The organism is Enterococcus sp. AAFC-DPL-5182 (assembly GCF_058216605.1).
In genome coordinates this window covers 343,972-358,194 of record NZ_CM177101.1, presented here as the reverse complement: position 1 = coordinate 358,194, position 14,223 = coordinate 343,972, and the positions used below count along the sequence as shown (strand labels likewise).

The 14,223-nt window shown below is 32.9% G+C and carries 8 protein-coding genes; all 8 read right to left on the bottom strand.

The window, feature by feature from the left end:
• Positions 1 to 26: 26 nt before the first annotated feature.
• The 8 genes from AC4BB7_RS01620 to AC4BB7_RS01585 all read right to left on the bottom strand — a co-directional run bounded on the left by AC4BB7_RS01620 (position 27) and on the right by AC4BB7_RS01585 (position 14,214).
• Positions 27 to 5,393 (bottom strand): toxin Cry1Ac domain D-VI-related protein, encoded by a 5,367-nt coding sequence (locus tag AC4BB7_RS01620; protein WP_490484185.1) that lies wholly within the window; start codon positions 5,391 to 5,393, stop codon positions 27 to 29.
• A gap of 610 nt (positions 5,394 to 6,003) precedes the next feature.
• The gene (locus AC4BB7_RS01615) at positions 6,004 to 6,762 is read right to left on the bottom strand and encodes a LytR/AlgR family response regulator transcription factor (RefSeq protein ID WP_490484184.1); all 759 of its coding nucleotides are present in this window, start codon (positions 6,760 to 6,762) and stop codon (positions 6,004 to 6,006) included.
• 296 nt (positions 6,763 to 7,058) lie between these two features.
• Positions 7,059 to 8,036, bottom strand: a complete 978-nt coding sequence (locus tag AC4BB7_RS01610; protein ID WP_490485109.1) for an LCP family glycopolymer transferase — start codon at positions 8,034 to 8,036, stop codon at positions 7,059 to 7,061.
• A gap of 93 nt (positions 8,037 to 8,129) precedes the next feature.
• Positions 8,130 to 9,254 carry a non-hydrolyzing UDP-N-acetylglucosamine 2-epimerase gene (gene wecB, locus AC4BB7_RS01605; protein ID WP_490484183.1) on the bottom strand — a complete coding sequence of 375 codons (1,125 nt, stop codon included), beginning with the start codon at positions 9,252 to 9,254 and terminating at the stop codon, positions 8,130 to 8,132.
• A 16-nt stretch (positions 9,255 to 9,270) separates the two neighbouring features.
• Positions 9,271 to 10,152 carry an ABC transporter ATP-binding protein gene (locus tag AC4BB7_RS01600; protein WP_490484182.1) on the bottom strand — a complete coding sequence of 294 codons (882 nt, stop codon included), beginning with the start codon at positions 10,150 to 10,152 and terminating at the stop codon, positions 9,271 to 9,273.
• Positions 10,153 to 10,164: 12 nt separating this feature from the next.
• A complete protein-coding gene (locus AC4BB7_RS01595; protein WP_490484181.1) occupies positions 10,165 to 10,974 on the bottom strand; it encodes an ABC transporter permease in 810 nt (269 codons plus the stop codon).
• Positions 10,958 to 12,040 carry a hypothetical protein gene (locus AC4BB7_RS01590; protein WP_490484180.1) on the bottom strand — a complete coding sequence of 361 codons (1,083 nt, stop codon included), beginning with the start codon at positions 12,038 to 12,040 and terminating at the stop codon, positions 10,958 to 10,960. The genes AC4BB7_RS01595 and AC4BB7_RS01590 overlap by 17 nt, the downstream gene beginning before the upstream one ends.
• Positions 12,041 to 12,072: 32 nt before the next feature.
• On the bottom strand, positions 12,073 to 14,214 hold the full coding sequence (locus AC4BB7_RS01585) for a glycosyltransferase (protein WP_490484179.1): 2,142 nt from the start codon (positions 14,212 to 14,214) through the stop codon (positions 12,073 to 12,075).
• Between the last annotated feature and the right edge of the window lie 9 nt (positions 14,215 to 14,223).

Genomic DNA, 14,223 nt, shown 5'->3' with positions numbered 1-14,223 from the left:
CAATGATGTTTCTAACAATTCTTTACTTAGTTTGTAATTTCTACTGTTTTACTATCTAACACATTATTACTAGCATCTAGACCTTCTATTAATACATTATCGGTCACTTTTGTTACCAGATTACGTGCATAGTATTGAACTTTACCAGCTGAAGCTGGTATTACTCGTTGAGTAACACCATTGATAACCAATCGAACTTTAACAATATCTCCGGTAAATGATCCAGTAATATGACTAGCATTTAGCTTATAACTATCTATTGCTAATGTTCCAGAAGTAGCTAAAATTTTCAATGGTGTACGTTGAATTTCTGTTTTATTTCCATCCATCAAAATAATATTGATTTTATCGTCTACAGAATTTATTTTGCCTTTAGCATAATATTTCAGTATCCCATTAGCGATGCCAATCGTTTGTTGTTTAATTCCATTAATTTCAATAGCCATATATTTAGCGTCTCCAGAATACGTTCCTTGAATGTATCTTTCACCTAATTTATACAAATCAACTTTCATAGAAGCAATAACATCACTAACTTTGACTGGTTTTACAGCAACCTCTTTCCCCCATACGTTCATTGCCACAAGTTCAACGGTTGATGAAGAATTTGTTATTTTTCCTTTTGCATAATATTTAATAACTCCATCTTTTACAGCGATTTTTTGTGTCAATACCCCATCAATTCTTAAAGCCACTGTTTTAATACTTCCTTCGTAAGTACCAGTTATATAATTATCTTTTCCGAGAAGAAACGAAGAAACAGTCAAGTTTATTTTTTCTGCTTCGTCAAAAGGAATAATGTTCACTTTACTTCTTTTAACTTCATTACCATAAATATCTAAACCAATAACAAATACTTCATCTTTTTCATTCATAATTTGACCCATTGCCCAATATTGGAAAGGACCTGTAGATACATTAATACTTTTTTTCAGTTCTCCATTGATTTCTAAAACAGCCTTCTTGATTACTTTTCCTGAGATATTACCTTTAACATATCGGCTATTTCCAATTACGTAATCGTCCACGTCAATTTTAGAATCATCTACTAATGTTAATAAATCTTGTGCTTTTTTGATCTCTGCGGTTAATTGCGTTTTCACTTCACCTGTTGGTAATGCGTCCACTAATTTTTTTGCAGCATCAATTGTTGCTTGAGTTGTTTTGACGCTTAATGATGCATGTGTGTTGTCTTTAAATAAATTGTTGACTGCTTCTTTCGCTGCTACTTCTTGATTCTTTTTATCCAAGAAGTCTTGGGCTTTTTTGATTTCTGCAGTTAATTCCGTTTTAACTTCACCTGTTGGTAATGCGTCCACTAATTTTTTCGCTGCATCAATTGTTGCTTGGGTTGTTTTGTCGTTTAACGTTGTATGAGAAGCATCTTTAAATAAATTGTTAACTGCTTCTTTCGCTGCTACTTCTTGATTCTTTTTATCTAAGAAGTCTTGGGCTTTTTTGATTTCTGCAGTTAATTGCGATTTCACTTCACCTGTTGGTAATGCGTCCACTAAGTTTTTCGCTGCATCGATTGTTGCTTGGGTTGTTTTGTCGCTTAATGATGCATGTGTGCTGTCTTTAAATAAATTGTTGACTGCTTCTTTCCCTGCTTTTTCGGCGGCTGCTTCTTGATTCTTTTTATCTAACAGCTCTTGCGCTTTTTTGATTTCTGCAGTTAATTGCGATTTCACTTCACCTGTTGGTAATGTGTCCACTAAGTTTTTCGCCGCATCGATTGTTGCTTGGGTTGTTTTGTCGCTTAATGATGCATGTGTGCTGTCTTTAAATAAATTGTTGACTGCTTCTTTCGCTGTTTTTTCAGCTGTCTCTTGATTCTTCTTATCTAAGAAATCTTGCGCTTTTTTGATTTCTGCAGTTAATTGGGTTTTAACTTCGCCTGTTGGCAATCCGTCGACCAATTTTTTCGCTGCATCGATTGTTGCTTGAGTTGTTTTGTCGTTTAACGTTGTATGAGAAGCGTCTTTAAATAAATTGTTGACTGCTTCTTTCCCTGCTTTTTCGGCGGCAGCTTCTTGATTCTTTTTATCTAACAGATCTTGCGCTTTTTTGATTTCTGCAGTTAATTTGGTTTTAACTTCGCCTGTTGGCAATCCGTCGACCAATTTTTTCGCTGCATCGATTGTTGCTTGGGTTGTTTTGTCGTTTAACGTTGTATGAGAAACGTCTTTAAATAAATTGTTGACTGCTTCTTTCGCTGTTTTTTCGGCGACGGCTTCTTGATTCTTTTTGTCTAACAGGTCTTGGGCTTTTTTGATTTCTGTGGTTAATTGTGTTTTCATTTCACCTGACGGTAATGCGTCCACTAAGTTTTTCGCTGCATCGATTGTTGCTTGAGTTGTTTTTTCATTTAATGATGTATGTGAGCTATTTGTAAATAGTTTGTCAACTGCTTCTTTTGCTTTAGTTCCGTTTTGATTAGTTAATTGGTTCTGTGCCTCATAAAGTTTCCAAAATAATTCACCAAACCAATCTCTATTTACAACACCAGATAGTTGCGATTTTAAGTTATCAATCATTTTTTGAGTTACATCGGGTTTTAATGAAGTACCATTCTCTTGAAATAGTTCCTTAATACTTTTTTCTAAGTTATTATTATATACGAATTGTTCTATAGCATTCATATATATAGTAGATAGTTCATTCTTTTTAGTTTGATTGCTTTGAATGTTATTTATATACTCTTGAACTTCAGTAAGATCCTCTCCAACAACTTTCGAGCTAATTCCACCATCCAATAATTGGGTTAATTTTTGGGTAGCTATTGTAATCCAATAGTCATCTGATAATATATCTTGCGCTTTTTTGATTTCTGCGGCTAATTGTGTTTTCACTTCACCTGTTGGTAATGCATCTACTAATTTTTTCGCTGCATCGATTGTTGCTTGAGTTGTTTTATCGTTTAACGTTGTGTGTGAAGCATCTTTAAATAAATTGTTCACTGCTTCTTTTGCTGCTTTTTCAGCGGCTGCTTCTTGGTTCTTTTTATCTAAGAAGTCTTGCGCTTTTTTGATTTCTGCGGCTAATTGGGTTTTCATTTCGCCTGCTGGCAATCCATCGACCAATTTTTTCGCTGCATCGATTGTTGCTTGAGTTGTTTTATCGTTTAACGTTGTGTGTGAAGCATCTTTAAATAAATTGTTCACTGCTTCTTTTGCTGCTTTTTCAGCGGCTGCTTCTTGGTTCTTTTTATCTAAGAAGTCTTGCGCTTTTTTGATTTCTGCGGCTAATTGTGTTTTCACTTCACCTGTTGGTAATGCATCTACTAATTTTTTCGCTGCATCAATTGTTACTTGAGTTGTTTTATCGTTTAACGTTGTGTGTGAAGCGTCTTTAAATAAATTGTTCACTGCTTCTTTCGCTGCTTTTTCAGCGGCTGCTTCTTGGTTCTTTTTATCTAAGAAGTCTTGCGCTTTTTTGATTTCTGCAGTTAATTGGGTTTTCATTTCGCCTGCTGGCAATCCGTCGACCAATTTTTTCGCTGCATCGATTGTTGCTTGAGTTGTTTTATCGTTTAACGTTGTGTGTGAAGCATCTTTAAATAAATTGTTCACTGCTTCTTTCGCTGCTTTTTCAGCGGCTGCTTCTTGGTTCTTTTTATCTAAGAAGTCTTGCGCTTTTTTGATTTCTGCGGCTAATTGTGTTTTCACTTCACCTGTTGGTAATGCATCGACTAATTTTTTCGCTGCATCAATTGTTACTTGAGTTGTTTTATCGTTTAACGTTGTGTGTGAAGCGTCTTTAAATAAATTGTTCACTGCTTCTTTCGCTGCTTTTTCAGCGGCTGCTTCTTGGTTCTTTTTATCTAAGAAGTCTTGCGCTTTTTTGATTTCTGCAGTTAATTGGGTTTTCATTTCGCCTGCTGGCAATCCATCGACCAATTTTTTCGCTGCATCGATTGTTGCTTGAGTTGTTTTATCGTTTAACGTTGTGTGTGAAGCATCTTTAAATAAATTGTTCACTGCTTCTTTTGCTGCTTTTTCAGCGGCTGCTTCTTGGTTCTTTTTATCTAAGAAGTCTTGCGCTTTTTTGATCTCTGCGGCTAATTGTGTTTTCACTTCACCTGTTGGTAATGCATCTACTAATTTTTTCGCTGCATCGATTGTTACTTGAGTTGTTTTATCGTTTAACGTTGTGTGTGAAGCGTCTTTAAATAAATTGTTCACTGCTTCTTTCGCTGCTTTTTCGGCGGCTGCTTCTTGGTTCTTTTTATCTAAGAAGTCTTGCGCTTTTTTGATCTCTGCAGTTAATTGCGTTTTAACTTCGCCTGTTGGCAATCCATCGACCAAGTTTTTCGCTGCATCGATTGTTGCTTGAGTTGTTTTGTCGCTTAATGATGTATGTGTGCTGTCTTTAAATAAATTGTTGACTGCTTCTTTCCCTGCTTTTTCGGCGGCGGCTTCTTGATTCGTTTTGTCTAACAGCTCTTGCGCTTTTTTGATTTCTGCAGTTAATTCCGTTTTAACTTCACCTGATGGTAATGCATCCACTAAGTTTTTCGCTGCATCGATTGTTGCTTGAGTTGTTTTGTCTGCTAACGTTGTGTGTGAAGCATCTTTAAATAAATTGTTGACTGCTTCTTTCCCTGCTTTTTCGGCGGCGGCTTCTTGATTCGTTTTGTCTAACAGCTCTTGCGCTTTTTTGATTTCCGCAGTTAATTGGGTTTTCACTTCGCCTGTTGGCAATCCGTCAACTAAGTTTTTCGCTGCATCGATTGTTGCTTGTACTGTGTTATCATTTAATGATGCGTGCGTGCTATCCTTAAATAAATTGTTCACTGCTTCTTTCGCTGCTTTATCTTTACTTTCTTCATTTAATATATTCTGTGCCAACGAAAGTTGGTTCCCCATTCTTCCGCGCCAATTCTCCTCTACAACACCCGGTAATCTTGCTTCTAAGTTATCAATCGTCTTTTGTGTTACATAAGATTTTAATATTGACGTAGTCCCATAAAAAAATAAATCTTGAATATCATTCTCTAGCGTACTATTATACTCATACTGTCTTTTCATTTCTAAAAAGCCCTTGACCAGTTCAGCTTTTTCAGAAGAACTATTGTTAATCTTGTTTATAACTTCTACCGTATTTGCTAAATATTCTTTTCCTATCGCTGATCCAATTTTAATTACGCCATCCTTTGTGACGAAGTTTATTATTGATCTAGCTCTTGCTATCCAATATGCATCAGACGTGTCATAAAGGGCTCGCTTTTCTACTTCAGTTCCAGCTGTACTCATTGCATCTGCTTTAGCTTCAATAGCTTGGCTATTCTCTGAATATTGAGTTTCTTCTGCCCTCACTTGCATGATAGGTAATAATGATTGTGAAATCAATGTAGTAGCTAATAAGGTGCTAAATATTTTTTTTACTTTCATCTCTCAGTTCCTTTCTTTTCTCAAACGAATTCTATTTATTCTAAGTGCTAATTAAGTTTCGAATTTCTCTGTCCAGACTTTTATTGTTGAAATTTTACTTTTTCTAATTAACAGTCAAAATAGTTAGTTTGTTTGTTTTTCTTGCTAAAATTACTTTTTCCAAAAAAATAGCATTTAACCTCCTGTTCCCATTAAAAATTATATTATTTTAGCTAGTATGTATATGGTACATTTTTTTTTAAAATTACAACGTTTTTTTAAAGCGGATTCATAGTATTCTATGACATAATTTTATTTTAAAAATATTTTAGTCTATCCTGATAGACAGAAAAAGTGAGAGGGGAATTTTCTATGAACAGACACACAGAAAATTCAAAAAAATACGTGCTGAATTCTAAAACAAGACAAACTAAAATAAGGAATCCCTATAGTTACAAAGGAATCCCTTATGCTCATTCTTCGTTAAAAAAAATGAGATGGATGTAAGATTTTGAGAAAATCGTTCAAACCTTATTTAGTTAATTAAGGATTTTATACTCAAAACTGATAGGAGACTTTTTATCCCTACAAAAATAGCGACTACATGCTATGCACCCCACACAATCGTTTGCTATTGCGATTTTCCTTTCTGAAAATCTTCTATTTTTTTTACAGCTTGTTTTCCGATATACAGATCAGAATCATTTCTAAATATAATGATTCCCTCAGTCTTATTCATAGTTTTTATGGCGTCAAAATTAATAATAAACGATTTCAAGTTTAAAATGAATGGCGGAGAAGTGAGGTCTTTTTTTATTTTAGATAGTGTACCGATAAATAGCATCTCTTGAGCATCGCTTCGCAGTAACAAACCATTTCGTATCCCAGGAACAACAGCTATGTATAAAATTTCCTTGTAAGCAACTAAATTTTTTTGAGTACCAGAGGTAATTAATAATTTTTTGTCATTATTTGTATAATCAATAACTATTTTTTTTAGTTGCTGAATGACTTGAAGAACTGTATTCTCAAGATTTTCGGACTTTACAACATAGCCTTCTGGATAAATGTTTTCATTAATAATGTCTATTACTTTGTTTTCAACAGCAGTTAAGTAAATCATTTTGCATGTTTTACTTTTTCTTCTTATCTCTTTACCTAGCATAATCCCATCAAAGTAGGTATTTAAATCAATGTCAATAATCAAGATGTCTACAGATGAAAAATTATGGAGGTGTATATTATTGTAAAAATCAATGAAATTTACAATAGAAACAATGTTAAATTGTATGTAACCCAAAAATTCTCTTAGTTTTTCACGTAAAGCTGTATTTAAATTTCTTTGAAAACTTAAACTATCCTCAATAATATAAATCGTTAAATTAACCATATGAATCTATATTAACCTCCAAAAATAAATTTTATTCTATTGATTCCCCGTATGATAAATGTTTCTTAATTCATAAAGAGAAAATAATTCGATCTATCAATTACGATAAGAAAATATTTTAGCCTACAAAAGAACAAGGAAATCTGATCAGTCTTTCAAAAAGCATAAACAGTTATTTTATTTCTGCTTTAATTTTTCCTGATATATTGATTTCCAGCACTACGTTCAAACTCTAAAAAAATACCATCAATAGAAAGTCACTTAATATTTCCTGTCTTGAATATTTTCACTCATCTTTAGTTTAATAGGGCTTTCAGTTCATCTTTTACACGTGTTAATTCATTCAGCTCAATTCGTTGGTAAGAAATACCATCTTGCATAAATCCTTCACCTTTCATCTGGTCTGACTTGATATTTCCAAATGCAGCATGATAATCTCCAACCAATGTTTGTACATCTTGAAAAGATAAGTCTGTTTTTACTTGCTTACTCATGACTTCTAGGATTGATTTATAATTTGTTACGCCTTCCATGCTTAATAGTTGTCTCGCAATGCCAGTTATAATTTGACGTTGGCGTGCTTGCCTGCCATAGTCACCATTTGGATCATCATAACGCATCCGCGCATACTTCAGCGCCATTTTTCCATTCAAATGTTGTTTGCCTGCTATAAAGCTCGTTTTTTGATAGTTAAACTCAAAAGGATTGTTCACTTCGATTCCTCCAACAATATCTACTAAATCCACAATGCCTTGCATATTGATGGTAACGTAATGATCAATCGGGATCTCCAATAGATTTTCTACTGTGTCCATTGACATGCCTGCTCCACCAAACGCATAAGCATGATTCATTTTATCTTTAGTATTGTGTCCAATAATCTCTGTGTAGGTATCACGGGGCAAACTTACTAACAGCGTCTCCTTCTTTGATGGATTCACCGTTGCCACAAGCATTGTATCCGATCGGCCTTGCTCCGTACGTCCTAGCGCTCCAGTATCCACGCCTAAAAGAAGAATACTAAAAGGATCGGCATCTGAAATGTTTGCAGATTGACCTTTAGAGCCAGTACTTATCGGATGTTTAATGACTTTCGTTTTACGTTCTACCACTTCGTATGTATCATTCACTGTAGATTTTATATCGTAGTATGCTTTAGTAGCAGCACCAAATATAACAAGTATTATGATAAGTAAAATTCCAAGTATTATTCGTACTATTTTTTTTGATCGCTTTGTATGTTCAACGCCTTGTTTTCCTTTTGTTTTAGACATTTGATTCAACTCACTTTTTAGTTAGTTTTGTAGAATTTTGATCTCATAACATTTATTTAAATAAGATAATCTTATTTTTTTAGGTTTTCTCATTTATCCACTCTTTTGTGTATATTTTTCTTGAATAATAGTCAAAATTTTTCTTGATGCAGTTCCATCTCCATATGGATTTTCTACGTCGCACATCTTCTTATGCTGTTCTACATCGTTTAACAAATCTTCCATTGCATGTTTCACATCTGTTTTTTTGGTTCCGATAAGTTTTAATATTCCTGACTTTACACCTTCTGGTCGCTCGGTCGTTTCTCTCAAAACTAATACTGGAACTTTTAATGCAGAGGCTTCCTCTTGTACACCACCTGAATCGCTAAGAATAAAATAACACCTCGAAGCAATGTTATGAAAATCGATGACGTCCATCGGGCTAACTAAGTGTATTCTGTTGTGAGCCCCTAATATTTCTTTGGCTAGCTTCTGTATTTTTGGATTTAAATGTACAGGGTAAATAACTTCTACATCCTCATTACTTTCTACAACTTCTAAAACGGATTCAAAAACCTCTTGCATCGGTTGACCTAAATTTTCTCTACGATGCATTGTAAAAAGTATTTTTTTTGAATTTTGATTCAATTTATCCAAAATAGGATGTTGATAATCTTCTTTAACCGTATAATTTAGCGCATCTACTACAGTATTTCCTGTAATAGAAATACATTTGGAATCATGATTTTCTTTCAATAAATTTTTAGCTGCATCCATAGTAGGTGCAAAATAGTAGTCCGCTAATACGTCTGTAACTTGTCTGTTTATTTCTTCTGGAAACGGAGAATGTTTATAAAATGTACGTAGTCCTGCTTCAACATGCCCAATTGGTACTTTATTGTAAAATGCTGAAATACTTGCTGCAAAGGTCGTTGTTGTATCTCCATGAACCAAGAGAATGTCTGGCTTTTCTTCCTTAAAAATTAAATCTAAACCATTAATAACATTATTGGTTATTTTTGTTAATGTTTGGTTTTCTTTCATAATATTCAAGTCATAGTCTGCTTTAATTTTAAAAAAAGCCAATACCTGATCTAGCATTTGTCTGTGTTGTGCAGTCGTTACTACAATTGAATCAAAAATATTCTTTTGTTTGTTAAGTTCAATAATTATTGGCGCCATTTTAATCGCTTCAGGTCGCGTGCCAAAAATGGTCATTACTTTAATTTTTCTCATAAATTACGCTCTTTTCTCATCTTAAAATCTTAAACACATTGTAAATGAACGCCAAAGTGATAATCGAAATATACACAACGGAATACCATTTGCAATTCAAATTTTTTTTCAGAATTTGATCCTTGCTTAAAAAACGTGTTTTTTCTTTTTTTTTCTTATAATCTCTTTTTTTTGTCTCGGTTAATTCATTAAAAGTCTTAATAAATAGTTGAAATTCTTCAAGCACTTCCTCAGTTTCTCCAAATTTCATTAATTTGCCTTGATCTAACCACATTACCTTATTACATAAGCTTCTCACTTGGGACAGAGAATGACTTACAAAAATAATCGTTACGCCTTCTCTGTTCTTTTCTAAAAGCTTATCTAAACATTTTTGATAAAATGTTTGATCCCCTACAGCCAAAGCTTCATCTATCACTAAAATATCTGTATCCAAATGAATCGCTATACTAAACCCAAGTTTTGCCTTCATTCCACTCGAGTATAATTTAATTGGTTGGTTGATAAACGGAGCAAGTTCTGAAAATTTTATAACTTTGTCAATGATTTTTTTTATTTCTTTTTCTTTAATCCCATGATACAAACACTTCAATTTTATATTGTCGATCCCCGATAAGTTGGGTTTCAATCCAGCATTTATTGCTAGCAACGAAACGCTCCCCTTACAGAAAATTTTTCCATATGTGGGCTTACTCGTTTGAGCAATTAAATCAGATAGGGTTGACTTTCCTGACCCGTTTAATCCAACTAAACCAACAATATTCCCCTTTTTGATTTTAAAAGAAACATTATCGACGGCCTTTAAAATTATTTTTTGATTTCTATCGAATAAGCGATATGACCCAATTTTTTTTAAAGAAAAATATTTACTAACATTTCTAAATTCAATGACATTCAACGTTAACCTCCATTAAATATAATTATTGTATCTATCCCTATATCTAGTATGAATAAAAGCGCCTATAGAATAGACAACTAGAACAAAATTCCAAAAATATAACTGATTCACTTCTTTGATGTTTGCTTGTCCTATGCCAAACATCCCAAAACGAAATCCTCGAATTAAAAACATAATCGGATTCAATTGTAGGACTTTATATAATAAACGATCATTATTTAAATCAAATTGGGCAATAACGCCTGAAACAAAAATTAATAACCTCATTGCTGAGTTTAACATTAATTTGAAATCCTTAAAAATTATAGTGATTGTTGAAGTTAACATATTCAGAGAAAAAACGAAAGTAATCATCGCTATCGTATAATAGACCAACCAATAAACCTTTATATATAGGAAATAATTAGAAAGAAAAGCAAGCAACAACAGCAATGATTCCATCACTAGAAAGTTTGGCATATTATTGACAAGAACAACGGTGGGGATAATAGCTGCTGGCATGTTTGTTTTAGATATAATAGATAATTGACTATAAATTGAATTCGCGCCTTGTGTTATATTATTACTGATATAAAACCATGGAATAATACCCGCTAGAAGCCAAAGGATATAAGGAATATCATGTTCTGAAACAGTCCCTTTATTCATAGCAACGCCAAAAATCAAATAATAGATAGCAACTTGAATACACGGATTCAAAATCTCCCAAAATCGACCAATTTTATAGGAAGCATAGTTGGCTTTTCTTTCAAATCTAGAAATTCTTAAAATAAGATGCCAGTTCACTAACTGAACTTGGATAATTTCAATAAATGATCTCATTTTTCCCCCTCTTTTTATTAAGAATATCTGTAAGTGTTTTTCTCAAATAAGGGGAGAAAAAGCTGCCTGTTTGTGAATGGTCTGAGTAGCTTTGAATGTCTAAATTATAGGAAACATTGATTGAATCACAGTAATTTAAGTACGGTAATAAATGCTCTTTATAATGATAATCTTGATCTCCAATATGAAAAAATAATTCTGGTCTTTTTTGGTTACATGCCATTCTCATATAAAGTATATTGTTATAGTACTCAGACATTACTTGCTCGTTTTCTCCATGTAGAAACTTATAGACTCTTTTCATGTAGTTATTTTTATAAGTGCTCTTTAAAAAATCACTAATTCTGATTTGAGGTGCACCAACAATTGCATGTCCGTAGTTATAAGTCAATGCATAATACAACGCTGCCGTCCCACCCTTACTCGATCCTGTAGATACAATATTTTGACTTGTTATTTCTAATTCGTTTGCTTTAGTTGTAATCAACGAATTAATTGCACGCTCAAATTCTCTGTTTCCTTTTTCCCCAAGATAATAACAAAATTTTTTTTGAAAATCATCGAGTATATATAAGCGGTGAATTGACAAGCCGTCTAGCGTTTTTATATAATTATAAACTGGAGATCCTCCTTTAAATTCTTTCGAAGAAATCCCCGAAAAACAAATGACTAAAATAGTCGACTTGATTGGACTTTCTTTAAAAACATAACGGACAGGAATATCATTAAAATAAACTTGTTCATTGTAATAGGTCGTCTTCATTATCTTTTTTGCCATCAAATCAACGGGGCAAATATCCGTATTTCTATTTATAATTATTTTTTGCTTTTTCTTAACAAATACTTGGCATTTGTAGTTTCCGCTCTCAGTTATGTTATAACTAATAGTTACTGTTTTTTTCACTATTTTTTTGTAAGGAAACCGCTCAATAATGCCACCTTCTTTCCATATATAATAGGCATATTCATAATTCTGTTCTGGCTCAAATTTTAGTAAATCAAATGTCCATACAACATTAGTATTCAACATCTCTTGCTTTAAAAAAATTAATTCTTCTATAATCACTCCTCTCCCTTCTAAAAATCAATAACTATTCTCTAATTTTGTGATATGTTAATAATAAGTTTTTTTAGTTTTTTGATAATAATAGCGGCATTAAAATATTTTTTAGGATAGTCAGATAATGCTTCTCTATCTATCTCTGCATATTCATTTAATTTTAGAATCATTTGAACCATCTCATCCGTATTCTGTTTAATGAATGCTTTGGGATAAATAGTTTCTGCACCTTCCCAATTGATAACACAGGGAACTGAGCCAGCCGCCATTCCTTCCATCGGTCCTAAATGAAAGCTCTCATTATCACTTGTAGAAAGGACGAAGCCAATCTTCTCAAACCACTTGTTCATATTAGAACCATATTTATCAAAATACACATGTTGGTTTAGATGACTATTTTTTATACGGTCAAATTGTTTGGTATAATAGTTTAATTCTTCTGGTCTATTCTTCATCCAGTCTAGTTCTTCTGGTAATTTACTCTTAATAAATAATTTATAACGATTATCTTTTTCTATTAGTTTTTCAAGGATATCTAACGCTCGGTCTACTCTTTTAATTTCAGGCAAAATGCCGACCATGCCAATATGATATTGAGCGCTTTTAACTTTATCCGTTGTATAGTTGTTGGTATCAATCATATTGTAAATCGTTGTGATCTTCTCTTTTGGTAGTTGGCATTCATCATGAAACTTTTCATACATCGAAGGAGAAATAACAATAAATTGGTCAATGTTTTTTAAGAGATAGTTTTTTGGATACACAGTCTTTACTTCTTGAGCATGTAAACGAACAATTAATTTTTGATGTTGCTTTTTATAGGTTGAATACCATACAGTATTTCCTAAACCCCATTCACAAAAAATAATGTCTGCCCATTCCAATAATTTTTTGCTATCCTTTTCATTATGTTTATTATGGCCTGTCCAATGATCAATCTTAACCTCAAACTTTCTATCACTTTTCCAAGCGGAGATTGCTGAATCTAAAAACTTCAAATCATGTCCGGCAACTAACAACTTAACAGGTTCTTTATAAAAAGACCATAAGACAGACTTTAATCGCTGGTAACTATTTTTGAATGTAAAAGGTTGAACCGCGTCAAAACACTGTCTACTTGCTTCATGATAAAAGTCAATGTCGTTAAATAACCTTCTGATTTTTTCAATACATTCTTTTTCACTCGATACGAATAAGGGGTAGTCTTCTCCTAAAAGTTGTTTGTGCATCCGAGTAGGTCTACAAATAACTGGTTTGCCTAATCCGCCGTATTCTAACAACTTTGTCGACAGTTCAACGCTATTATAACTGTCAATAGCACACGAACGATAACTAAAACCAACATCTGAACTTGCAATGATTTCTTGACTTTCTTGTCTAGAAACAGCTCCATACCATGTCAGATTGGAAATCGTCTCGAATCTCCTTATAATATCTTCTTTTTTGTTCATTAATTTCCCTTGAAATTTGTCTCCAGCAATTGCTAAATGATAGCCTCCCTCATACACCTTTAGTTGTTCAAATATATCTAATAACTCTTCTATATACCATTCTTTAGCAAACTTACCAGTATACACAATCCGACTATTTCTATTTTTGAATACTGGTATTTTAGTGATATTGGGAATCATCGGATATAACAGTGCAACTTTTTTAGGTTTTTGTTCAATAATAGTGCTAAAAGAATCCCTCATTTCAGGCGTTTGCATGAATATTTTAGGAAATCGTTGATAAATTTCTTTCAATAATTTTTTTTCTTTCATTGCTATTTTAGAATAGTCATGTTCAAAGTTAGTAATATAAGGAATCGTTTTTTTGCTTAACACCACATTGTCTTTCAGCTCATTCACTAAGTCTAACCCTCTAATAATAATCACATGGTAGTCAGCCTTCTCATCTAATTTTTGGATGATTTTGACAGCTTCTTGGACATTCATACGGTTTCTATTTTCAAATGAATCATTTGAAAACAGACTTCGTGGGTCAATTATTTTAGTATTTTTTAAATTAGACATTTCATCAACTAACAAACGATGTTTTGTTTTTGCTTTTAACAAGACATCTGTTAAAATATTTTCTCCTTCTGCTAACATTTTGATTGTTGATGTCAACCACACAGATGACCCATCGATATAGTTTAAATCTACGTCACCATAAACTAACACTCTTAATTTTCTCAATGACTATTT

Bases quoted from the DNA above. Each gene is read 5' to 3' on its own strand.
- AC4BB7_RS01595 (WP_490484181.1), bottom strand. From the start codon at position 10,974: ATGAGATCATTTATTGAAATTATCCAAGTTCAGTTAGTGAACTGGCAT.
- AC4BB7_RS01615 (WP_490484184.1), bottom strand. From the start codon at position 6,762: ATGGTTAATTTAACGATTTATATTATTGAGGATAGTTTAAGTTTTCAA.
- wecB (WP_490484183.1), bottom strand. From the start codon at position 9,254: ATGAGAAAAATTAAAGTAATGACCATTTTTGGCACGCGACCTGAAGCG.
- AC4BB7_RS01620 (WP_490484185.1), bottom strand. From the start codon at position 5,393: ATGAAAGTAAAAAAAATATTTAGCACCTTATTAGCTACTACATTGATT.
- AC4BB7_RS01610 (WP_490485109.1), bottom strand. From the start codon at position 8,036: ATGTCTAAAACAAAAGGAAAACAAGGCGTTGAACATACAAAGCGATCA.